The 21,390-nt window shown below is 62.7% G+C and carries 23 protein-coding genes; 12 read left to right on the top strand and 11 right to left on the bottom strand.

What is annotated here, in order from left to right; translation table 11 throughout:
* Positions 1 to 10 precede the first annotated feature (10 nt).
* Positions 11 to 1,204 carry an acyl-CoA dehydrogenase family protein gene (locus ACI5KX_RS04665; protein WP_406809507.1) on the bottom strand — a complete coding sequence of 398 codons (1,194 nt, stop codon included), beginning with the start codon at positions 1,202 to 1,204 and terminating at the stop codon, positions 11 to 13.
* A gap of 173 nt (positions 1,205 to 1,377) precedes the next feature.
* On the opposite strand from ACI5KX_RS04665, the gene ACI5KX_RS04660 reads away from it, so the two are divergent.
* The 4 genes from ACI5KX_RS04660 to ACI5KX_RS04645 all read left to right on the top strand — a co-directional run bounded on the left by ACI5KX_RS04660 (position 1,378) and on the right by ACI5KX_RS04645 (position 6,558).
* The gene (locus ACI5KX_RS04660; RefSeq protein WP_406809506.1) at positions 1,378 to 2,904 is read left to right on the top strand and encodes an MFS transporter; all 1,527 of its coding nucleotides are present in this window, start codon (positions 1,378 to 1,380) and stop codon (positions 2,902 to 2,904) included.
* 90 nt (positions 2,905 to 2,994) lie between these two features.
* Positions 2,995 to 4,332, top strand: a complete 1,338-nt coding sequence (locus ACI5KX_RS04655; RefSeq protein WP_406809505.1) for an acyl-CoA dehydrogenase family protein — start codon at positions 2,995 to 2,997, stop codon at positions 4,330 to 4,332.
* Between the two features lie 31 nt (positions 4,333 to 4,363).
* On the top strand, positions 4,364 to 5,449 hold the full coding sequence (locus tag ACI5KX_RS04650; RefSeq protein ID WP_406809504.1) for a Zn-dependent alcohol dehydrogenase: 1,086 nt from the start codon (positions 4,364 to 4,366) through the stop codon (positions 5,447 to 5,449).
* A 35-nt stretch (positions 5,450 to 5,484) separates the two neighbouring features.
* Positions 5,485 to 6,558, top strand: a complete 1,074-nt coding sequence (locus tag ACI5KX_RS04645) for a phosphotransferase family protein (protein ID WP_406809503.1) — start codon at positions 5,485 to 5,487, stop codon at positions 6,556 to 6,558.
* Here the strand turns inward: ACI5KX_RS04645 and ACI5KX_RS04640 are convergent.
* Positions 6,555 to 8,999 (bottom strand): S8 family peptidase, encoded by a 2,445-nt coding sequence (locus tag ACI5KX_RS04640; protein WP_406809502.1) that lies wholly within the window; start codon positions 8,997 to 8,999, stop codon positions 6,555 to 6,557. The two genes, ACI5KX_RS04645 and ACI5KX_RS04640, sit on opposite strands and share 4 nt — an antisense overlap.
* Before the next feature lie 168 nt (positions 9,000 to 9,167).
* Between ACI5KX_RS04640 and dapD the strand changes: the two genes are divergently transcribed.
* Together dapD and ACI5KX_RS04630 are read left to right on the top strand one after the other, a co-directional pair.
* Positions 9,168 to 10,004: a 2,3,4,5-tetrahydropyridine-2,6-dicarboxylate N-succinyltransferase gene (dapD, locus tag ACI5KX_RS04635; RefSeq protein ID WP_406809501.1), complete on the top strand. Its 837-nt coding sequence runs from the start codon at positions 9,168 to 9,170 to the stop codon at positions 10,002 to 10,004.
* A 73-nt stretch (positions 10,005 to 10,077) separates the two neighbouring features.
* Positions 10,078 to 10,233 (top strand): hypothetical protein, encoded by a 156-nt coding sequence (locus ACI5KX_RS04630; RefSeq protein ID WP_406809500.1) that lies wholly within the window; start codon positions 10,078 to 10,080, stop codon positions 10,231 to 10,233.
* Here ACI5KX_RS04630 and ACI5KX_RS04625 read toward each other — a convergent pair whose 3' ends face one another.
* Positions 10,234 to 11,535: a dipeptidase gene (locus tag ACI5KX_RS04625; protein ID WP_406811319.1), complete on the bottom strand. Its 1,302-nt coding sequence runs from the start codon at positions 11,533 to 11,535 to the stop codon at positions 10,234 to 10,236.
* A 48-nt stretch (positions 11,536 to 11,583) separates the two neighbouring features.
* Between ACI5KX_RS04625 and ACI5KX_RS04620 the strand changes: the two genes are divergently transcribed.
* The 3 genes from ACI5KX_RS04620 to ACI5KX_RS04610 are packed head-to-tail and all read left to right on the top strand — an operon-like array spanning position 11,584 to position 12,658.
* Complete coding sequence (locus ACI5KX_RS04620) at positions 11,584 to 12,030, top strand: cupin domain-containing protein (RefSeq protein ID WP_406809499.1); 447 nt, start codon at positions 11,584 to 11,586, stop codon at positions 12,028 to 12,030.
* Complete coding sequence (locus ACI5KX_RS04615) at positions 12,027 to 12,425, top strand: DoxX family protein (protein WP_406809498.1); 399 nt, start codon at positions 12,027 to 12,029, stop codon at positions 12,423 to 12,425. The genes ACI5KX_RS04620 and ACI5KX_RS04615 overlap by 4 nt, the downstream gene beginning before the upstream one ends.
* Positions 12,422 to 12,658, top strand: coding sequence for a DUF3253 domain-containing protein (locus ACI5KX_RS04610; protein ID WP_406809497.1), 237 nt, complete (start codon positions 12,422 to 12,424; stop codon positions 12,656 to 12,658). Before ACI5KX_RS04615 ends, ACI5KX_RS04610 begins: the two co-directional genes overlap by 4 nt.
* A 28-nt stretch (positions 12,659 to 12,686) precedes the next feature.
* Here ACI5KX_RS04610 and ACI5KX_RS04605 read toward each other — a convergent pair whose 3' ends face one another.
* The gene (locus tag ACI5KX_RS04605; RefSeq protein WP_406809496.1) at positions 12,687 to 12,938 is read right to left on the bottom strand and encodes an SWIB/MDM2 domain-containing protein; all 252 of its coding nucleotides are present in this window, start codon (positions 12,936 to 12,938) and stop codon (positions 12,687 to 12,689) included.
* A gap of 28 nt (positions 12,939 to 12,966) precedes the next feature.
* Complete coding sequence (locus tag ACI5KX_RS04600) at positions 12,967 to 13,560, bottom strand: YbhB/YbcL family Raf kinase inhibitor-like protein (protein ID WP_406809495.1); 594 nt, start codon at positions 13,558 to 13,560, stop codon at positions 12,967 to 12,969.
* Positions 13,561 to 13,813: 253 nt separating this feature from the next.
* Here ACI5KX_RS04600 and ACI5KX_RS04595 point away from each other — a divergent pair, with 253 nt between their 5' ends.
* The gene (locus ACI5KX_RS04595; RefSeq protein ID WP_406809494.1) at positions 13,814 to 15,241 is read left to right on the top strand and encodes a S41 family peptidase; all 1,428 of its coding nucleotides are present in this window, start codon (positions 13,814 to 13,816) and stop codon (positions 15,239 to 15,241) included.
* 3 nt (positions 15,242 to 15,244) lie between these two features.
* Here the strand turns inward: ACI5KX_RS04595 and ACI5KX_RS04590 are convergent, their stop codons facing one another.
* From ACI5KX_RS04590 to ACI5KX_RS04565, 6 genes are all read right to left on the bottom strand, one after another.
* Positions 15,245 to 15,640: a response regulator gene (locus ACI5KX_RS04590; RefSeq protein ID WP_406809493.1), complete on the bottom strand. Its 396-nt coding sequence runs from the start codon at positions 15,638 to 15,640 to the stop codon at positions 15,245 to 15,247.
* Complete coding sequence (locus ACI5KX_RS04585) at positions 15,640 to 16,722, bottom strand: PAS domain-containing protein (protein WP_406809492.1); 1,083 nt, start codon at positions 16,720 to 16,722, stop codon at positions 15,640 to 15,642. Before ACI5KX_RS04585 ends, ACI5KX_RS04590 begins: the two co-directional genes overlap by 1 nt.
* A 222-nt stretch (positions 16,723 to 16,944) precedes the next feature.
* Positions 16,945 to 17,364 carry a GFA family protein gene (locus ACI5KX_RS04580; protein WP_406809491.1) on the bottom strand — a complete coding sequence of 140 codons (420 nt, stop codon included), beginning with the start codon at positions 17,362 to 17,364 and terminating at the stop codon, positions 16,945 to 16,947.
* A 26-nt stretch (positions 17,365 to 17,390) separates the two neighbouring features.
* Positions 17,391 to 17,774, bottom strand: a complete 384-nt coding sequence (locus tag ACI5KX_RS04575; RefSeq protein WP_406809490.1) for a hypothetical protein — start codon at positions 17,772 to 17,774, stop codon at positions 17,391 to 17,393.
* The gene (locus tag ACI5KX_RS04570) at positions 17,771 to 18,232 is read right to left on the bottom strand and encodes a COG3650 family protein (protein ID WP_406809489.1); all 462 of its coding nucleotides are present in this window, start codon (positions 18,230 to 18,232) and stop codon (positions 17,771 to 17,773) included. Before ACI5KX_RS04570 ends, ACI5KX_RS04575 begins: the two co-directional genes overlap by 4 nt.
* Before the next feature lie 87 nt (positions 18,233 to 18,319).
* On the bottom strand, positions 18,320 to 18,892 hold the full coding sequence (locus ACI5KX_RS04565; protein ID WP_406809488.1) for a fasciclin domain-containing protein: 573 nt from the start codon (positions 18,890 to 18,892) through the stop codon (positions 18,320 to 18,322).
* Positions 18,893 to 19,088: 196 nt separating this feature from the next.
* Here ACI5KX_RS04565 and ACI5KX_RS04560 point away from each other — a divergent pair, with 196 nt between their 5' ends.
* Together ACI5KX_RS04560 and ACI5KX_RS04555 are read left to right on the top strand one after the other, a co-directional pair.
* Positions 19,089 to 20,342 carry an FAD-binding domain-containing protein gene (locus ACI5KX_RS04560; protein ID WP_406809487.1) on the top strand — a complete coding sequence of 418 codons (1,254 nt, stop codon included), beginning with the start codon at positions 19,089 to 19,091 and terminating at the stop codon, positions 20,340 to 20,342.
* 77 nt (positions 20,343 to 20,419) lie between these two features.
* Positions 20,420 to 21,388 carry a patatin-like phospholipase family protein gene (locus ACI5KX_RS04555; RefSeq protein WP_406809486.1) on the top strand — a complete coding sequence of 323 codons (969 nt, stop codon included), beginning with the start codon at positions 20,420 to 20,422 and terminating at the stop codon, positions 21,386 to 21,388.
* Positions 21,389 to 21,390 lie beyond the last annotated feature (2 nt).

Below are 21,390 nucleotides of genomic sequence, written 5' to 3'. Positions count from 1 at the left end.
CATTGTCGGATCAGGAACCTGGCAGTTCGAGAATGCGCTTGGAAATCACGTTCAGCATGACTTCCGAAGTGCCGCCCTCGATCGAGTTGGCCTTGGTCCGCAGCCAGTTGCGCGAGGGCTTGCCTCCGCCAGTGTCTTCGCTCTCCCATTCGAGCGAACGCGAGCCGCCGGCTGACATCATCAGCTCGTGGCGGCGCTTGTTCAGTTCGGTCCCGACATACTTCATCATGTTGGGCTGCGCCGGATGCGCCTTGCCGACCTTGATCTCGTCGAGGAATTTCTCGCCCATGCATGAGTATGCCAAAGCGTCGACATCGAACATCGCCAGTTCGGCGCGCAGCACCGGATCGATCTCGTCGCCGGTCTTCGCAGCGTGGCGCTTCATTGCCGCGCCGATCGCCGCAGTGCGGTCGCCCCCGCCAGCGCCGGAGATCATCTCGCGCTCGTGGCCGAGCAGATACTTGGCCACATCCCACCCGCGATTGACCTGACCGACATAGGCCGGGATGTCCTCGCCATAGCTCTTCGGCACCTTCACATCTTCCATGAAGGTTTCGCAGAAAGGCGAATTGCCGCTGATTAGCTTGATCGGCTTGGTCGACACGCCTTCGCTGGCCATATCGAACAGCATGAAGGTGATGCCCTGGTATTTGTTGGTCTTGTCGGTGCGGACAAGGCAGAAGATCCAGTCGGCCTGATCTGCGTAGGAGGTCCAGACCTTCTGGCCGTTGACGATCCAGTAATCGCCCTTGTCCTCGCCATAAGTCTGGAGCGAGACGAGGTCCGAGCCGCTACCCGGCTCCGAATATCCCTGGCACCAGCGGATTTCTCCACGTGCGATTTCGTTGAGGAAGCGCTGCTTCTGGCCCTCGGTGCCGAAATGCAGCAGCGCCGGGCCGAGCATCCAGATGCCGAAAGAACTGAGCGGCGGGCGGGCGCCCATTCGGCCCATTTCCTCACGCAGAACCTTGGCTTCGGGTGCGGAAAGGCCGGCACCGCCATACTCCTTGGGCCAGGCCGGTACGGTGTAGCCCTTGGCGACGCAGGTTTCGAACCACTGCTTTTGGGCGTCGTTCTTGAAGGTGGCGTTGCGACCGCCCCAATAGATGTCTTCGTCGTCGCGAACAGGCTCACGCATTTCGGGCGGGCAATTGGCTTCAAGCCAGGCACGGGTTTCTTTGCGGAAGGCTTCCAGATCGGACATATCCGACTCTCCTCTAAATGCTCTCGCTTTACGCTTACGTTATGGGCATTGGTGGGTTGCAAGCAAGGACCGATTTGGGTGAGGTCCGAGCATACCCCATGCCGTAACGTCAACGGGTTTACGTTGACGGGAGGCGCTTGGCGCCTAGGCTGCGCGGCGATGTTTGGGAGAGCATGCGTGGACAGATTCGCCGTAATCGCCGTGAATTCGGGGCGGCAGCGATGGGCTACATAAACGGCAAGTTGCCGCAGTGGCTCAAATTCGTGAACGGCTCGGGCGCGGTCGCGTTCGGGATCAAGGATCTCGGCTTCAGCTTCTTCCTGCTGCCCTACTATAATCTCGTTCTCGGCGTCGAAGCCTGGCTGGTCGGCGCGGCCTTGGCCACTGCCCTTGTCGTCGATGCACTGATCGATCCGCTGATCGGACATCTGTCGGACAGAACTTATACGCGTTGGGGGCGGCGCCTACCGTGGCTGTATGTGGCGCCCATTCCGCTGGCCTTTATGTGGTCGCTGCTGTGGTCGCCGCCTTTTACCGGCACGCCGGGCTTCTGGGAAATCGTCGCGCTGGCTGTCGGCGTCAGGCTGCTTTTGTCGGCTTGCGAAGTGCCCTCGATCAGCCTGGTCCCCGAACTCACCGACGATTACGTCGAGCGCACGACACTGTTTCGCTATCGTTTCCTTTCGGGCTGGCTCGGCGGCATGCTGATGATGGTGCTGGCCTTCACGGTCTTCCTTCCCACTCCCGAGGCACAGCTTCAGCCCGAAGGCTATGCGCAGTTCGGCATGTTCGGCGCGTTTCTTATGGTGGTCGCTGTCGTCGGTTCGGCAGCCGGACAACATCGGATCGTGGCGCAGCGCCCGTCGCATCGTCCGCCGCCATTCTCCCTGAACGGTGCTTTCTCCGAGATTTTCGACGCGTTCCGGGAAAAGGCGTTTCTCGTTTTCGCCGCGGGCGGTCTCGCGGCCTATGTCGGTCAGGGAATGAATTTCTCGATCACGCAATACGTCAACAATTACGTCTGGAAGTTCGACGAATTGGCTTTCCAACTATACCCCGGAGTACTCGCACTGTCGGTGCTGTTCATGTTCGCCATTGTCGGGCCGCTCCATAAACGGTTCGGCAAACCCCACTCGTCGGCGGGCGGAGCGATCGTGGCGATGATCTTTTATTTCCTGCCCTATGTCCTCTTTCTGCTGGGAATCTGGCCCGAAACCGGGACTGCCGTTTCAACCTATTCGATGCTGGCATTGCTGGTCATTGCCAACACTGCCTCAGTGGTTGCCATCATCTCGGCCACCTCCATGGTTGCCGAAATCGTGGAAGCGTTCGAGGAACGGACAGGCAAGCGCGCCGAAGGAACTTTCTATTCCGGCAACTGGCTTGTGCAGAAGTGCGCGACCGCAGGGGGCATCCTCGCAACGAGCCTGATCGTGCAATCGCTCGGTATCGAACAAGGGACCCCGCAGGACGAGGTGGCCGAGACAGCCGTGATCCAGCTGGCGCTGATTTATCTGATTGCTGGGTCGGTGCTGGCGATCATCGCAGCCTATTGGCTGGGGCGCTTTCCGATCACGCGCGAACAGCACGAAGCCCGCGTCGCGGCCAAGCACGACAAGGCCCGGTCTGCCGCGATCCCGGACGATCCGATCGATGCTGCAGCGCGAACCGAACCGGACGGCCATACGATCACGCCATAACAAATGAGAGCTTGGCGCGGCTGCAACGCTCTGCCACGGTCGCGCTCGACAGATTCGATTGCAAATCAGGACTTGAGAGAGGGAACCCCCATGGATTTCGAACCGACAGAACGCCAGACCTATTGGCGCGACCGCGTGCGCGACTTCATCGAAACGCATATCCGCCCCAACATGGACACTTACAAGGAGCAGGACGCCGAGGGCGATCGCTGGAAAGTGATCCAGATCATCGAGGACAAGAAGAAGCTCGCCAAGGAAGCGGGGATCTGGAACCTCTTCATGCCGCCGCGCAACGAGAGCCATCATCACGTCGACGACACGTTCGAGTTCGACGGCCCCGGCCTCACCAACCTCGAATATGCGCTCTGCGCCGAGGAAATGGGGCGCATCGGCTGGGCCAGCGAGGTCTTCAACTGTTCTGCTCCCGACACCGGCAACATGGAAGTGTTCCACCGCTACGGCACGCGCGAGCAGAAGGAAGAATGGCTTCAGCCGCTGATGAACGGCGAGATCCGTTCGGCCTTCCTTATGACCGAACCCTACACCGCTTCGTCGGATGCGACGAACATCGAGACCCGGATCGAGCGCGATGGCGACGAATATGTCATCAACGGTCGCAAGTGGTGGTCTTCGGGCCTCGGCGATCCGCGCTGCAAGGTCGCGATCGTGATGGGCAAGACCGACTTCGAGGCCAAGCGTCACGCCCAGCAATCGATGATCCTGATGCCGATCGACACCCCCGGCGTGAATATCATCCGCCACTTGCCGGTGTTCGGTTATGACGATGCGCCGCACGGCCACATGGAAGTAGAGATGAAGGACGTGCGCGTGCCGGTCACGAACATGCTGCTCGGCGAAGGGCGCGGGTTCGAGATCGCGCAGGGCCGCCTTGGCCCGGGCCGTATCCACCACTGCATGCGTACGATCGGCGTCGCCGAGGAAGCGCTCGCCAAGATGTGCCGCCGGCTGCAGGAGCGCGAGGCGTTCGGCAAGCCGATCTACAAGCACTCGGTCTGGGAAGAGCGCGTCGCCCGCGCCCGTATCGACATCGAGATGACCCGCCTGCTGTGCCTCAAGGCTGCCGACATGATGGACAAGGTCGGCAACAAGTCGGCGAAGCAGGAAATCGCCATGATCAAGGTGCAGGCGCCGAATATGGCACTCAAGATCATCGACGACGCGATCCAGGCGCATGGCGGCGGCGGCGTGTCCGAAGACTACGGTCTCGCCAGCGCCTATGCGCACCAGCGTACGCTGCGTCTCGCCGACGGTCCCGACGAGGTTCACGCCCGCTCGATCGCGCGCATGGAGTTTGGCAAGCATGTGCCGAACGAAGGGCCAACCGCGAATGCACTGCGCGACGGAGGCGGCCGCGCCGCCAACGACACCGGCTCGATGAGTTCGGGCGACATGGGCGCGACCCGCTAAGGCACGCGCGGCAAAAGGGAGAAAGCCAAACATGGCGAAAGCAGCAATCCTGGAAACCCCGGGCGAAGGCCTTGTGATCGGCGATATCGAGCTCGCCGATCCCGCGCCGCACGAGGTCCTGATCGACACCAAGGCATGCGGTCTGTGCCATTCGGACCTGCACTTCATCGACGGCGCGTATCCCCACCCGCTTCCCTGCGTGCCGGGGCACGAGGCGGCTGGCGTGGTCCGCGCAGTCGGCAGCGAAGTGAAGACGGTCAAGCCCGGCGATCACGTCGTCTCGTGCCTCAGCGCATTCTGCGGGCATTGCGAATTCTGCGTGACCGGACGGATGGCGCTGTGCCTCGGTGCCGATACGCGCCGCGGCAAGGGTGATGCTCCGCGCCTCTCGCGTGGGGGCGACACGGTCAACCAGATGCTCAACCTCTCCGCGCTTAGCGAACAGATGCTGATCCACGAGAATGCCTGCGTCGCGATCGACAAGGACATGCCCCTGGACCGCGCCGCAGTGATCGGTTGCGCGGTGACGACGGGAGCGGGGACGATCTTCAACGCCTGCAAGGTCACACCGGGCGAGACTGTGCTCGTCGTCGGTTGTGGCGGCGTTGGCCTTGCGACGATCAATGCGGCCAGGATCGCCGGCGCCGGCAAGGTGATTGCCGCCGATCCGCTGCCCGAGAAGCGCGAGCTGGCCAAGGTGCTCGGTGCTTCGCACACTGTCGACGCTCTCGCCGACGATGTGGTCAAGCAGATCCACGAAATCTCCGGCGGCGGCGTCGATTGGGGTATCGAAGCGGTCGGTCGTCAGGCGTCCGCAGACCTCGCCGTCGCTTCGCTCAAGCGCGGCGGCACGGCGGTGATTCTCGGCATGATGCCGCTCGACTGCAAGGTCGGGCTCGGCGCGATGGACTTGCTCGGCGGCAAGAAGCTGATGGGCGCGATCATGGGGATGAACCATTTCCCGGTCGACCTGCCGCGCCTGGTGGATTTCTACATGCGCGGGCTGCTCGATCTCGACACGATCATCGCTGAACGCATCCCGCTCGAAGAGGTCAACGCCGGGTTCGACAAGATGCGCGAGGGGCATTCGGCACGCAGCGTCGTGGTGTTCGACTGATGCCAAAGGATCAGACAACGAATCCCGAGACAGGCATGCCGGAAATCGATTTCGACAAGGAAATGGTCGGCACGGTCGAGGTGACCGAGAAAGACAAGCTCGACCTCGAAAGCCTGACAAGGTGGTTCGAGGACAATGTCGAGGGTTTCGCAGGGCCGATCAGCTACACCAAGTTCAAAGGCGGGCAGTCGAACCCGACCTATAGAATCGAAACACCGTCGACCAATTACGTGCTGCGCCGACAGCCGTTCGGCAAGCTGCTGCCGAGCGCGCACGCGGTGGACCGCGAATACAAGGCCATGACCGGGCTCTACCCTACCGGCTTCCCGGTCCCGCGCACCTATGGGCTGTGCGAAGACCCGGACGTCATCGGTTCCAAGTTTTTCGTGATGAGCATGGCCGATGGCCGAAGCCTTTGGAACGGCGCTCTGCCCGACAGCACGCCGGAACAGCGCCGGGAAATCTACCATTCGCTGATCGACACGATGGCGGAACTGCATCTCAACAAGCCCGAAGAGATCGGCCTCGGCGATTACGGCAAACCCACCGACTATTGCGCGCGCCAGATCAGCCGCTGGTCGAAGCAATACAAGCTCTCCGAAACCGAGCATATGCCCGAGATGGAGAAGCTGATCGAGTGGCTGCCGCAGACCATTCCGCCACAGCACGAAAGCAGCGTCGTGCATGGCGACTACCGGCTCGACAATGTGATCTTCCACAAGACCGAGAACCGCATCATCGCGGTGCTCGATTGGGAGCTTTCGACGCTGGGCGATCCGATCGCGGACTTCAGCTACCTGATGCTCAACTGGCACAACCCCGCCGATGGACGCGCAGGGCTGCTCGGGCTCGATCTCGAAGCGCTCGGCATCCCCTCGCAGCAGGAAGCGGTCGATCGCTATGTCGCGAAGACCGGCTACCCCGTCCCGCCCATGGACTGGTACTTCGCCTACAACTTGTTCCGGCTTGCGGGGATCATGCAGGGCATCAAAAAGCGCGTGATCGACGGCACCGCGTCGTCGGCCCATGCCAAGGCGATGAGCGACCGCGTAAAGCCGCTCGCGGAGCGCGCGTACCAGTTCGCGGTCGCTGCCGGAATGCCTGCCTAAAACGACGCCGAGAAGCTGACGAGCGCGCCAACGTCTGCTGGCGTCCGTTCCAAGTGTCCGGGCTCGCTGCGATAGAACACGCTCGCGCGGCCATAGCCGAACAGCAGTGGCGAGCCATAGGTCAGCTCTCCCATCACTTCGCGCCCTCGCGGCGAGAGCGAAAGCCTCTGGCGACCAATGATCGGCGCCTCGGTAGCGTAGTCATAGGCAACCGGCAGGTCGAAATCGATCCCGCCGCCGGTCACGCGCAGGGGCTGGCTCACCCGCAGCCCGACGCTGTCCGTATCGTGCACTGCGCCGCGTTTCGTGACATCGAAAGACCATGCCTCGCTCGAGAGGCGCGAGCCCCTGCCCACCAGCTCGCCTCCGCGTGGCCGGGTCACGCCCGCCCGATAGGCTGCGCCAAGCCGCCAGCCGGGAGCGAACCGCCACGCGGCCTCGCCGTCCATGAAGAGCGTGTCGGCGCCTTGCAGTCCCAGCGCCGGATTGAAATGCCCACCCAGAAGCGTGCCGTCTTCCGAAAGCCGAGAGAGCGTGAAGGCGGTATCAAGATCGTCGAAACTACGATCCACCGCGATGCCGACGCTCTTTGTCGGGCGCCGTTCACGCACGCCGAAAACGACATCGCCCGCGCGCCGATTGTCACCCAGCCAGGCCCGTCCGGATTCCGCCGATAGCGTCAGGCCCCACGGTCCGATCTCACGCCGGAATGCGACCGCAATATCGCTGCTCGCGAGGAAGCCGGAATCCCCGCCAGCGCTCGGTGCGATTGCGAATGAAGGACGATCAGCCCCTTGCAGTCGGCCGACCAGCCCCTTTGCGCTCTGCGAAATTGCGAATCCGAGCTGGAGGTCCGGCGCAATCCTGGCTGCGACGCGAGCGGCGAGGACCCGCGCACCCAGCGACTCTTCGGGCGAGAGCTGCAGTTCGCTCGACCAGCCGAGTCCGGCAGCGCGGCTCCCTTCGCCGATGGTCACAGCCAGCGACAGCGTCTCGCTTCCGGCAGCACGGGTGATCCCGCCGCGTTCGACCGCACCGCGCAACCTTTGGACCGGCGCGGCCGCCTGCGCCTGGTTGGCCAGCGCCACCGTGTAGGCACGGTCGTACCGATCGAGGACCACCGTTTTGAGCGAAGCTCCCGACAGCGCATCGCCCATCGCAGCCGATGCGATCGCGAAATTGTCCGCCAGCGCGAGCCTTCGACCGGTTCCGGCGAGCGTGGTTGTGCCGGAGGGCGCGATCGCCGCAGCGATATCGAGAATTCCGGCCCCGAACACCGGGTCGATCCCGCTGGCTCCCGCATCGCGCGCGGTGTCGAGGAGTATCTCGACGATCTCGCTAGCCGTCAGGTTGGGAAAGGCTTGCGCGAGCAACGCGACGGCGCCGGCTACCTGCGGCGCGGCGAAGCTGGTCCCCGAAAACACCGTCACGAACCGCTGCCCGTCGATCGTTTCCACAAAGATTTCGCCGTTGTCGTAGACGCAGCAAATCCGCTCGCCTCGCGCCGACAGGAACGCAGCTGCCCCATTGCCCGCGCGGTTGCTGAAGGCTGAAAACTCGCCCCGATCGTCGACCGAGCCGACTATGATCACATTGCCGTTTCCCGAATTCAGGATATCCCGCGCAAAGGGATCGGGCTGGTCGGGATCGATGTCCGGGTCCGATCCTTCGCCACCGTTGCCGGCCGAGACTACGACCACCACGCCGCGGTTGGCGGCATCGGCCACCGCGTTGCGGACTCTCACCGACGCACCGCCGCCGCCACCCAGACTGAGATTGATCACGGTTGCGCCGTTATCGACCGCATAAGTGATCGCGTTGGCGATGTCGCTATCGTTGAACAGGCACCCGAGCGTCGGATCGTCCGGCGTATCGGTGCCGCAAGACCCGGGATCGTCAGTTCGGATGGCGAGGATTTGGGCATCGAAGGCGATCCCGAGCACGCCTTGGTCGTTGCGCGCTGCGCCCGCGACGAGGGCGACATTGGTGCCGTGGTCGTCCTCGGGATCGATCCCGCGATTGCCGGCGATATCGACCGATTGTGGATGAATTCGTCCGGCGAATTCGGGGCTGTCGCTATCGATCCCGGTGTCGACGACCGCAATGACCTCGCCCGCACCGGTGAAGTTTTCGCGCCACGCATTGTCAGCCCCGTGAAATGCGGGACCGTCGGAGCGCCGAAACTCGGCCGTATCGAAATTGGTCGGTGCCGGCGGCGGCGGAGGTGGTGGTGGTGGGGGTGGCGGCGGCGGAGGAGGCGGCGGAGGAGGAGGAGGCGGCAGGTTCGAGATCGGAGTGTTCGAGCTCGGTCCTCCACCGCTGCATGCTCCCAACGCGACGCAGATCGTCGCGGCAATGGCGGCCTTGCCGACGACCTTCCAGCCAATCGGAGAGCGGGCATCGGGATCGGGAGGAGAGAAAACTCCCGAGGACCTGAACATAGCTGCGACCTCTTGCATCAACCCCCTGGTAGGCAAGGTCTAAGGCCAATTCCTTAACAATGCCAGTAGCGCCGATCAGGAACCTTCGCGCCCCTTGCCGCTTGTGACAATGGCCCTGCGCCGCTAGCAGCAACGCATACACAGACACCTCCAATCCGCAGGAAACGCATGACCGACACACTGATCGCCGATATCGAGGCAGCTTGGGAAAATCGCGCCGAAATCACGCCGGGAAGCGACATCCGCCACGCGGTGAATGAAGCGCTCGGTATGCTCGATAGCGGCGAAGCCCGCGTCGCCGAGCCGGACGGCAGTGGTGGTTGGACAGTCAACCAATGGCTTAAGAAGGCGGTCCTTCTCTCGTTTCGGCTCAAGGACAACCGCGTGATGGAAGGCGGTTCTGCGGGCGATCCGGCCTATGACAAGGTTCCCACGAAATTCGCCGGATGGGGCGAAAACCGCTTCCGCGAAGCCGGCTTCCGCGTAGTCCCTGGTGCCGTGGCCCGGCGCGGCAGCTTCATTGGCAAGGGGGTCGTGCTGATGCCAAGTTTCGTGAACATCGGCGCCTATGTCGATGAAGGCACGATGGTCGATACCTGGGCGACGGTCGGCTCCTGCGCACAGATCGGCAAGAACGTCCACATTTCCGGCGGCGCGGGGATTGGCGGCGTTCTGGAGCCGCTGCAGGCGGAACCGGTGATCATTGGCGACGGTGCCTTCATCGGCGCGCGCGCAGAGGTCGCGGAAGGGGTCCGCGTCGGCGAAGGCGCGGTGCTTTCGATGGGCGTCTATCTCGGCGCATCGACGAAGATCGTCGACCGCGCGACCGGCGAGGTGCACCGCGGCAAAGTCCCGCCCTACGCGGTCGTCGTGCCCGGTTCGCTGCCCGGCAAGCCCCTGCCTGACGGTTCGCCGGGCCCCTCGCTGTATTGCGCCGTAATCGTAAAGACGGTCGATGCGCAGACGCGTTCGAAGACCGGCATCAACGAATTGCTGCGGGACTGAATTGTTGCTCAACGGGATGCAGGGGCTTTCTCGGCCCGCGCGCTCCCGCTATACGGGATCGAACGGAGTTCACATGGCACACGAAGAAAACGACGAAATCCACATCGAAGACGATGATGCGCGCGCAGCGAGCACGCCCGGCATCCTTCGCTATATCCTCGGGATCAGCCTGCTTCTCGCGATCATCGTGATGAGCGCCGTCTGGATCGTGCCCGCCCTCTGGGGTTGATCATTCCTTCTCGATGACTGTTTCGATCGGCGGTTGATCGGCAATGCGCGCGGCGTATTGCTCGGCCTCGCGCAAGACCCGGATGGCGTTGCGACTGGCGATCATTTCCAGTTCGACCTGCGAATAGCCGCGGCGGGCGAGCTCCTCGAACAGGGCCGGGTATCCGGCTACGTCTTCCATGCCAACCGGCCCGGTCGGCATCCCGTCGTAGTCGGCGCCGATGCCGATATATTCGACCCCGGCCACTTCCCTGATGTGATCGATGTGGTCGGCCATGTGGCCGATCATCGTTTGCGGTTCGGGGTTGGCTCGGTCCCATTCCCCCATCGCGGCGGCAACGACATCGGGCTGGCCGAGATAGAGCGACTTCTGCCGTGCCTCCTCGGCCTCGCGTTCCGCATACCACTGCCGCCGCTCGTCATTGAGAAAGCCCGGCAGCCCCACCACCATCACGATGCCACCATTCTGAGGCAACCGTTCGAGCACGCTATCCGGAACGTTCCGCGCATGGCCGTTGATCGCGCGCGCGCCCGAGTGGCTGAAGATCACGGGCGCTCGCGCCACTTCCAGCGCATCGTGCATCGTCTCTTCGCTGACATGGCTGAGGTCTACGAGCATGCCGATCCGGTTCATCTCGCGGATCACGTCGCGTCCGAAATCGGTTAAGCCACCATGTTCGGGATCATCCGTCGAGGCGTCCGCCCACGGCGTGTTGCGCGAGTGGGTGATCGTCATGTAGCGCGCGCCCAGCGCATACATCTGCCGCAAAACGCCAAGGCTCGAACCGATCGAGTGACCGCCTTCCATGCCGAGCAGCGAGGCGATCCGGCCGTCAGCCATGGCGCTTTCGACCTGGTCGGCGGTTTCGGCATAAGCGAGGCTTCCAGGGTAGCGCGCAATCAGGCGCTTCATCACATCGATCTGTTCGATCGTCATCTGCACCGCTTCGGGCTCGGACAGGCTCGCCGGGACGTAAACCGACCAGTATTGCGCGCCGACTTTGCCCTCGGCGAGCCGGCGAAGATCGGTGTGCATCGCACGGCCCTGAGGATGGTCGTCCGCAGTGTAGAGCGTGTCCTCGAAACGGAAATCGGCGATCTGGTTGTCGAACCGGCTACGCAGCTGGATCGGAACATCGTTGTGGCCGTCGAACACCGGTGCAGCCTCCAGCGCGGCTTCCGCCGTGATCACCGCCTGGTCCGTCTCGATCGCGGGAGCGATGTCCTCGGCGACGCTTTGCGCGGACGCGGGCGTCACGAGACAGGCGGCAAGGGCGGCAAACGAAATGGCGCGATATTGCATGGTCATGGAAACTCCCGGTAACTGGCCCTTCGAACGAAAGGACACGACATGGCGGCGGGTAATAGCGCGGACGCGTTGATCGAACAATTGCAGCTTCAAGCGCATCCGGAAGGTGGATGGTATCGCGAGACCTGGCGCGGCGAGGCCGATGCGTCGGGCCGCGCACGCGGCACCGCGATCCTGTTCCTGCTCAAGTCGGGAGAAAGCTCGCACTGGCACCGCGTCGATGCGCACGAGATGTGGTTCTGGCAGGCAGGCGATCCGCTCGAGCTGCGGATTGCAACGAGCGATGCGGGGCCGGCCGAAAGCACTGTGCTCGGCAACAGCCTGTCGTCCGGCCACGCCTTGCAGGGGCATGTACCCAAGAACGCGTGGCAGGCCGCAAGACCTGCGGACGACTCGGCCGGTTACTCTCTCGTGTCGTGCGTCGTCGTGCCTGGGTTCGATTTTGCCGGCTTCGAGCTTGCTGCCGAAGGTTGGGAGCCGGGCCGATGATCAAGGCCGCGCTCCGCATACTCCTCGCGCTGTTCTATGCCTATGCCGGATACGCGCACCTTGTGCGGCCCGAGCCGTTCCTGACGATTACTCCTGGCTGGGTTCCCGCCCCCGAAGCGGTGATCTGGTGGACCGGGATCGCCGAAATCCTCGGCGCAGTCGGTCTGATCCAGCCATTCTCGAGACGGCTCAGGCAAGCGGCGGGCATCGGTCTTGCACTCTATGCGCTGTGCGTCTGGCCGGCGAACATCAATCACATGATGCTGGACTTCGCGAGCCCCGATGGCGGGCTCGGCCTCGCCTATCATATCCCGCGCATGATCGCGCAGCCGGTGCTGATCTGGCTGGCCTTGTGGGTGGGTGAAATTGTCGGCGGGAAGCCGAAACCGGCATGAGTGCGGTCGAGCAAGCTATCAGGGCGCTGCTTGACGAACGCGGGCCGGGAAAAACGATCTGTCCGAGCGAGGCTGCAAAGCGGCTCGCCGGACCCGGCGGCGATTGGCGCGAGACTATGGAAATGGTCCACGATGCGGTCGATGCAATGCTCGCCGCCGGGACGATCACGCTAACATGGAAGGGGCAAAGGAAAGACCAGCGGCGCTGTGCATATCGCATCGCGCGCCGCTGATCCCTTCGTCATTTTCAGGACGCAGGCCTTAGCTGAGGTGCTTCGACACCGCAGCGGTCATCTTGAACATCGAGATCTGCGAATTGCCGATCACTGCGCCAAGCTTGGCATCCGGATTGATCTGACGCTTGTCAGTCGAATCCTGAAGGCCGTTTGCCTTGATGTATTCCCACACCTTCGAGGTTACCTGAGCGCGCGTCATCGGGCCTTTGCCGATCACGTTCTCGAGTTCGCTTGAAAGCTGCACCGGTTTCTGCAGTGCGTTGGTCTTGCCAGCCATGGTATTTTCTCCCTTTTAAGATGGCGGGTTAGTCGAATTCTTCTTCGTCCCAGGCCAGTTCATCGGCGGCTTCGACGCCGGTGAAAGGCGCAGTGAGGACTGCGCAAGCGGTTATCGTTCCCTTGAGCGAGGCGATCAGGTCCTCGCGGCTCGCCCCGGGCATGAGCGTAAGCGGAAGCTCGGTCGCGAAGATCTGGAACACGTATTGGCGCGTCTCGCCGATCGGAGGATCGGGTAGAAGCCATTCCGAATTGCCGAGGTGGTTCTTCCCGGTCCGGGGCGGCACTTCACCTTCGAACAGCGCGCCGCGCTGGCCGGCAAGCCCCCATACAAGCCAATGGCATTGGGGTTCGTCACCGGCAGTCGTCGCGTCCTCGACAATGATCACAAGTTCCTGCGCCCCCGGCGGCGGCGCGGTCCATTCGAGCGGCGGTGCCACCGCGTCTTCTTCCTTGGCGGTGAAGCACGGATCGAGCTGTTCGCCCGGGCGAAAAGCGGGACTGGTCAGCGCAAAGCCGCCGCGCTCGAAACTGCGCGCATCGCCCAGCGTCGCGATCGCGAGGCCGCGATGACGTGCCGCTTCAGGCAGCTTGGAGCCGAGCCAGTCGGGAAGGTCAGTCATGATTCTGTCTTTCCATGTGTCATTTGCTAGTCTTATCGGGGGCAGGAAACGAGGCGCGGACGCTCGATTTGCCCCGCTTTCTGAGGAAAACACCCCGAAACTGGCCGAAAATCGGCATGTTTCGCGGTTGACGGAGGGAGAAAGGGCTGGAAACTCTTGCCGAGCTTCATCCTGCGTTGCATTCTCGAAGCCTCTCAATCCCTTGAGATGTCGCCTCAAACGAATGCTGTTTTCCACCTGGAGTCGCACCCCCATGCATATTGGCCGTTCCGCCCTTTCCGCAACCCTTGCCTTTGCTCTCGCGGCATGCGGAGGAGGCGGATCGCCGCCGCCTACTTCGGGTGGCCCGACACCTACGCCGACACCGCCAACCGCCTCCTGCTCGCTATCGGAACAGCAGGACTTTGCCGATGCGGTACTCGACGAATGGTACCTGTTCCCCAGCCTGCTCGACAATTCGGTCAATCGCGCCGCGTTCAACAATCTGCAGGACTATCTTGACGCGCGCGTCGCACCCGCGCGAGCGCAGGATCGCGACCGCGGATTCACCTACGCAACCTCGATCGCCGAAGAGAACGCGCTGATCAATTCCGGCTCGAGCGCGGGTTTCGGTATCCGCCTTGCCTACGATATCAATAACGACCGGGTATTTCTGCTCGAAGCGTTCGAAAACGCGCCCGGATTTGCCGCCGGTATGGACCGCGGGACAGAGCTGCTTGCAATCGGGACCACGAGCTCGAACCTAACGACCATATCCTCACTGATGGCTTCCGGCGGTCCGCAGGCGGTGATCAATGCGCTGGGACCGTCCGACGCAGGTGTCACCCGGGTGATCCGCTTTGCACAGGCGGGTGGTGCGGTGATCGAGCAGTCGATTTCAAAGACGGATTTCTCGCTCGATCCGATTTCGGACCGCTACGGTGCGCTGGTGCTAGACGACGGGGGCAAGAAGGTCGGTTACATCAATCTTCGCACCTTCATCGTTTCCGATGCGTCAAATCAGTTGCGCGATGCCTTCGGACAGTTCCGCGCCGAGGGTGTGACCGAACTGATCATCGATTTCCGCTACAATGGCGGCGGCCTCGTCAGCGTTGCCGATACTTTCGGGGACCTGATGGGCCGCAATCGCGTCGGCCAGGTGTGGAGCGAGACCGTGCTGCGAGCTTCCAAGGCTTCGGAGAACTCGACAGAGCTGTTCCAGAACGAGGCCAACGCCCTCCAGCCGACCAAGATTGCCTTTATCGGGCGCCGCGGCACCGCCTCGGCGAGCGAGCTGGTGATCAATTCGATGATCCCCTACGTCGCGCCGGCCAATATCGCGCTGATCGGGGAGGACACCTTCGGAAAACCCGTGGGACAGTTCGGCTTCGACCTCGACGCCTGCGACCTGCGTCTGCGCGCCGTGACTTTCCAGACCAACAATGCCGATGGGCAGGGCGAGTATTATTCGGGTCTCGCGAGCGTGATGCCCAACACCTGCAGCGCGGCGGACGATATCTTCACGCCCTTCGGCGATCCGGGCGAAGCCTCGATCGCAACCGCGCTCGACTTCCTGCGCGGGCAATCCTGTACGGCGATCAGCGGCGGAGCGGGCCAGACTGCACAAAGCGTGGGGGGCCGCGAGTTGATGCGCCCGGCGCGCCCGACAGCCGCACAATTCGAGATACCGGGACTGTTCTAACGGCTATTCGGCCGCGATCCGGATCGCCGTGGGGTCCTGGCCCTCGGCACAAACGATAGCTGCCGCGATCACCTTCTCGGCCGGAGCCGGCTTGGCGATCAACTGTGCTTCCAGCGTCCGGATCGTTTCGTCGTGGCGATCGAGATCGCCCGAATGAAGCAGGTAGGGAATGCCAAACTCGGTCAATGCCTGTGCGACGGGCAAGCAGGTGGAGTTCTTCCCGAGAGATACGTCGAGCACCGCGATATCGATCGCAGCGTCCGCTGCCAGCAGGTCGAGCGCCTCGCTGCACGAGGACGCGCAATGGACCGTGCAGTCGCGATCGAGCGCGGCATATTCGAGATCCATCAGGATCAGCGGTTCGTCTTCGAGAATAAGGATGCGATAGGTTTGCGCCATCAGCCCCTCTGCGTCGGTAGCTTTATCGTGACTTTCAGACCGGTCTCGCGCCAGTCACGGGTGATCGAACCGCGACCGCTCGATAACAGGCGATCGACGATTGCCGAACCCGTCCCGTCTTCGATCGCCCCCGGGTCGATAGCAGGACCGCCCTGCTCTTCCCAGATGATCTCAAGTGAATCTCCGCCGTCCGATTGCTGCCAGTCGACTATGACCGTACCGCCTTCGGCCGCCCAGGCGCCGTGCTTTGTCGCATTGGCTGCCAGCTCGTGAAGGATAAGGCTGACGATCGAAATGGTCGTGAACGGCATGCGTACACCGTTGCCTGCCAGCTTCAGGCGCTCCTCGTCGCGGTCGTAGGGAGAGAGCACCGCGCGGATCGCTTCGCCGATCTGGATGCTCCCGCTCAACGCATCGTCCAGCGTTGTTTCGTAGGCGCGCCCCAATGCCTGGATGCGCGAATTGATCTCCGCCGCTTCGCTACGGATCCCGCGAACCCGGCCGGTCACGTTCACGATCCCCGAAATGACCGCGAACATGTTCTTCATGCGGTGCGAAAGCTCGCGCGCCATGTCCTTGGCATGCTGTTCCTCGGCCCGCGCCGCGCGGACATCGGAAACGTCCCACTGGCTGCCGAAGAAATACACCAGCTCGCCCTTGTCGTTGTAGATCGGACCCAGATGCAGGGCATTCCAGAAGGTGGTGCCGTTCTTGCGATAATTGAGCAGTTCGACGACGACCACATCCTCGTTGGCCAGCGCCTCGCGGATGCGGGCGACCGGCTCGGGATCCGTTTTCGGCCCCTGCAGCAAACGGCAATTGCGGCCGATCACGTCGGCTTCCGAATAGCCGGTCAGACGGCGGAACGCGCGGTTGGCGAACACGATCGGAAGGTCCGGCTTGTGCGGATCGCACAGGCAGATTGCCATGCGCGTTTGCGCCATCGCCTGTTCGAACAGCACGCCCGATGCGCCGGAAAACCGGTCTGCCGAATGGCCGGCCTTGAACCGGTCCGGTGCGTCGTCAAACCGCATCGCGGCCTGGTCGGAACGCTGGGGTTCACGTTCGTCGTCGGTGCTCACAACTACCTGCTTTCCCGTTCTCCGCTCCGCAGGATAATGCGGGTTCGCAGAGCTGGAACGGACGATGTTTCTTCATGCAATTAACGAGGATTCGGGTCGTGAGTTCCGGAGGTTTCTTCGAATGATTGCAGGGGCCCACGCTCGGCGGCGCCCACGCTCCGCGGCTTCGACCACACTCGAGCGAGCGGCCCGATCAGTCGCGCCTATCGCACCAAGGTGTGCCTACACGCCCTCCGGAACGGTTTCAAAACCCGGAATATCGCCGAGATCGTACCAATCCTGCTTGCTTTTCGTATAGCAGTGAAACTGTGGCTTCAGGCTCGACGTATCGTCCAACGTACCGGCCTTTATGAACATCATTCCATTGGCGTTATCGAGCCGGGTAAACACGGGCGACCCGCACGTGTCGCAGAACTGCCGGTGCACTGTTGCACCGCTATCGCCGGTATCGTCGTAGGTCTTGACTTCCCCTTCGATCTCGAGCGCTGCCTCGGGCACGCCGATAATGATCGAAAGCACCGAGCCCGCCTGCTTCTGGCAATTCTTGCAATGACAGGCGACGCAGATCATCGGCTTTGCGTTGAGCGTGTAGCGCACCTTTCCGCACAGGCACCCGCCCGTCATCTGATCTGCTTTCGACATGCGATCTCTCCCCGCTCAGCGTCTCCTCAGCTTCCTTCACCCCTCGAAAAGAGAAATGCAAGAAAGCCGATCGCGAAGATCGCATCGATTGCGAGAATGCCGGTTACGAGCGGGTTTCCGTTCGGTCCCAGAGCAGCCGGCCCCAGCAAGCCGACGACCCCGGCTTTTCCGATGATGCCTGCCCACAGCGCCGGGGCAAATCGCAAGGGATCGCGGGCGACCAGAGCGTAGATAATGCCAAAACAGAATACGAGCAGTCCGATGATGCGGCCATCGACGCTCGGCGACGGTCCGACCATTCCCAGAAGCCCGACCACGAAGTTGAAGGTGGCTGCCGCCCAGAAGAAACCGCGCCAGATCGGCCGTATCACCGGCTCCCCGAGAGGCGCGCCCACTATCCCGTCGTTCACGATGCTTCCCCCCCTTCGTAAGGTTCGTCGCTGGTATACCCGCAGCCGAACAGCGTTGTCTCTCCCAAGGCGACAGTCGCTGTATACGGATAGATCCTATCGCTCATCGTATCGCTGCATTCGCCGGGCGTCAGAGCGATCTGGACCGCAGCTCCACCGAGTTCACCGGAAAACCCCAGGCCATTGTTTCCGGCAAAGCGCGACACCGTGAATGCGCTGCCGTCGATATCGTCCGGTGTGGAATAGGTCGCGGTGTATGCGCTGCCATCCGGGACGATTTCGATCCCCCAGAAGGGCTCGTTGCCAAGCAGGTTGAGGGTCGCATCAGGGGCAATGCCTTCGAACGTCTGCCCGCCCTCGTCGATGGCGTTGCCGGTCTCGCAGGCCGCCAGCGGCAGCAATGCGCCGAAGGCCAACACTGCGCGGAGTTTCCGCGTGTCTCTCAAGGTGAATCCCATACGCGTCTTCTAGGACGCACCGCCCGCAAACGCAAAAGGCGGACCCGCTTGGGGCCCGCCTTCGCAAATTCGGATCGCTTTAGGCGATTATGCCGGCATGAGCACGGTATCGATCACGTGGATCAGACCGTTCGATGCTTCGACATCGGTCGCAGTGACGGTCGAGGTGCCCCCAGCTGCGTCGGTCAGCACCACCGCACCGTCGACGACATTTGCGGTGAGTGTGCCACCGTTGACCGTCGTGATGGTGTAGCCTTCCTCACCCGCGCTTTCGATTGCGGCGGTCAGCGTCGCGGCATCGATGCTACCCTCGACAACGTGATACGTCAGGATGCTGCCGAGCGTTTCGGTGTCGTTGGTGGTGAGTTCGGTCAGCGTTTCTTCAGGGATCTTCGCAAACGCATCGTTCGTCGGCGCGAATACCGTGAACGGACCTTCACCCGACAGGGTTTCACCCAGCTCGGCTGCGGTCACCGCAGTCACTAGCGTCGAGAAAGTTTCGTCGCCTTGTGCCACTTCAACCACGGTGCCGGGCGCAGTGGCTTCATCGGTCATCGCGGTTTCGTCTGCAGTCATCGCGTCGCCGCTGTCTGCTTCGGGGGCGCAGGCGGCGACTGCCAGTGCGACGGTGGAGGCGAGCGTAATCTTGAGCGTCTTCATTGGGAAATCCTTGAATTTGCTTGTCAGTTTCATGTCTCGGGGATTCAGGCATTTGCCTGCCCCGTCACAGATACGAACGGCTCGGCCCCATGGATGTTCCGAAATACATGTCCCGGTCACGCAACGATATGTCTCGATGAAGCAATCGTGAGAGTGCGACCGCGGAACTCCCGCCTTTCTTCGAGGTTGCCATGTCATGCAATTCATTCCTGACCGCGCGGCAGCGCTCGCACGCCTCGCCGATTTCCTTCCACGCGCCGGACGCGCCTATGCCGACAGCCGCAATTTCGACGATGGAAGCCCCGAAAGCGGCGCACGCAAAAACGTGTCGCAGCTTTCCCCATGGCTCCATGCCGGTATCCTGAGCGAAGCCGAGGTCATCGATGCGGTGCTCGGCCGGCACAGCCCGCAGGCAGCCGACAAGTTTATCGCCGAGGTCTTCTGGCGGGTCTATTTCAAAGGCTATCTGGAACAGCGCCCGTCGATCTGGCGCGCCTATTGTGAGCAGCGCGATGCCGCCCTCGGCGAACTCGACTCCAATGCAGGCCTGCGCACAGCCTACTCGCAAGCCGTCGAAGGCCGGACGGGGATCGAAGCGTTCGACCACTGGGCGCGTGAACTGGTCGAAACGGGCTATCTCCACAACCACGCCCGGATGTGGTTCGCGAGCATCTGGATCTTCACGCTGAAGCTCGACTGGACGCTCGGCGCGGATTTCTTCCTGCGACAGCTGATGGATGGCGACGCAGCCTCGAACACGCTCAGCTGGCGCTGGATGGGCGGGCTCCACACCAAGGGCAAGACCTATCTCGCGACGCCCGGTAACATCGCTCGCTATACCGCGAATATGCCGGGTGGCTCCTTGACAGCCGATGGCCTTGCCGACGAGGCCCCGGCCCTTTCCGAGGACGAGGAGCATGGCCGCCAGCCGCTCGATCTTCCACCGGAACCGCGGGCGGCGGTCTTCGAGGAACCTTATGCCTTGTTGCTGCATGACGAGGCGGCGAGCCATGTCCCGCTCGACCTGCCCGAGCCTCCAGCACTCGTGATCGGAGCCGCGCGCCCCGAGGCACGCTCGCCCGGTGCCACCGGCGAGCGCGCGAGGGATTTCGCTCGAGCAGCGGTTGAAAATGGCGCTGCCGAAGCGGCGAAGGCGTTCGAATGCGACATGCGCCTGTGGGACGCCGGGCACAGCCTTTCGGATATTCTCGCGGAAGCGGGCCTTGGCCGGGTCGTCATGCCTTACATTCCCACCGGATGGACGCGCGATGCCTTGATACCCGAGCTCTCGCCGCTGCTCGAACAGGGCGATACCGTCGTCCTGCTGGACGATCTGAACCGCGCAACGTGGCCATTCGCCAAGGCCGGGTTCTTCGGGGTCAAGAAGAAGATCGAGAGCCTGCTCGGCGAAGTCGGTATCGTCGGCTCCGGCCTCGATGGTGCCGGGTAAGGTCGCTTCAAATCGATTGACTAACCAACGGTTTTCGCTTCCACTTTGCCCTGTTTGAAAAGGGGAGAAGCGCGACCATGGCAGGCGGACTGGCACTTGCATTGAGCGGCGGAGGCGCCAAGGGCGCTTTCCAGGTCGGCGTTCTCGATGAGCTGATCGAGCGGCGCGGGATCGATTTCGAAACGGTGACCGGCACTTCGACCGGTGCGATCCAGGCCGCAGCGGTCGCGCAGGACGATGTCGAGAGGCTCCTCGAGTTCTGGACCGGACTCAAGGGCAATGACGATATCTATCGCGGGCGCGGCGGGATGATCTGGGCGATCCTCACCGGCAAGAATTCGCTCTATAATCCGGATCCGCTCCGCAAGCTGCTGACCGACATGTTCGACGATGCGAAGATCCGCGCGACGGGCAAAAATCTCCGTCTGGCAGTGGTCAACATCACCAATGGCGAGCTGCGGATCGTCGCCGAGAACGCCGACAACATCGCCGAATGGGTCTATGCCAGCTCGGCGCAGCCGCCGGCCTTTCCCCCGCTTCGCACTTTCGATTCGCAGGGCCGTCTCGAGCAATGGGTGGACGGGGGACTGCGCGACGTGACGCCTTTCGCAGCCGCGCTGCATGAGCGCCCCCGCGCGGTGCTGGTCGTGCGCGCAGAGGCACCTCCGAGCTGGCGCCCTAAAGAGTACAAGAGCCTCGTCGATATCGGCTTCCAGTCGGTCGACATCCTCACCGCCGAGGTCGCCGACAACGACCTCGCCAATGTCGACTTCATCAACCACTTGCTGCTCGCCGAGGAAAAGCAGCGTGCCGAACTCTCCGCGCTCGGCCTTTCGCAGGCCGATATCGACCGCGTAATGCAGCCGCTCCATGACGAGATCAAGCGCTACAAATTCGTGCCGACAATGGTGCTGCAACCGCCGACCGATCTCTACGAAACGCTCGAATTCGTGCCCGAGCTGATCGCCGAAAACATCAAGCGCGGGCGGCGGATGGTGCGCGACCGCTGGAGCGAGATCGCAAGCTTTCTGGGAGTGGCCGAGTAGTC

It is taken from the genome of Erythrobacter sp. GH1-10 (genome assembly GCF_045363165.1).
Classification (GTDB): Bacteria; Pseudomonadota; Alphaproteobacteria; order Sphingomonadales; family Sphingomonadaceae; genus Erythrobacter.
The sequence above is the reverse complement of the archived record's forward strand: the minus strand, read 5'-3'. Positions and strand labels throughout refer to the sequence as shown.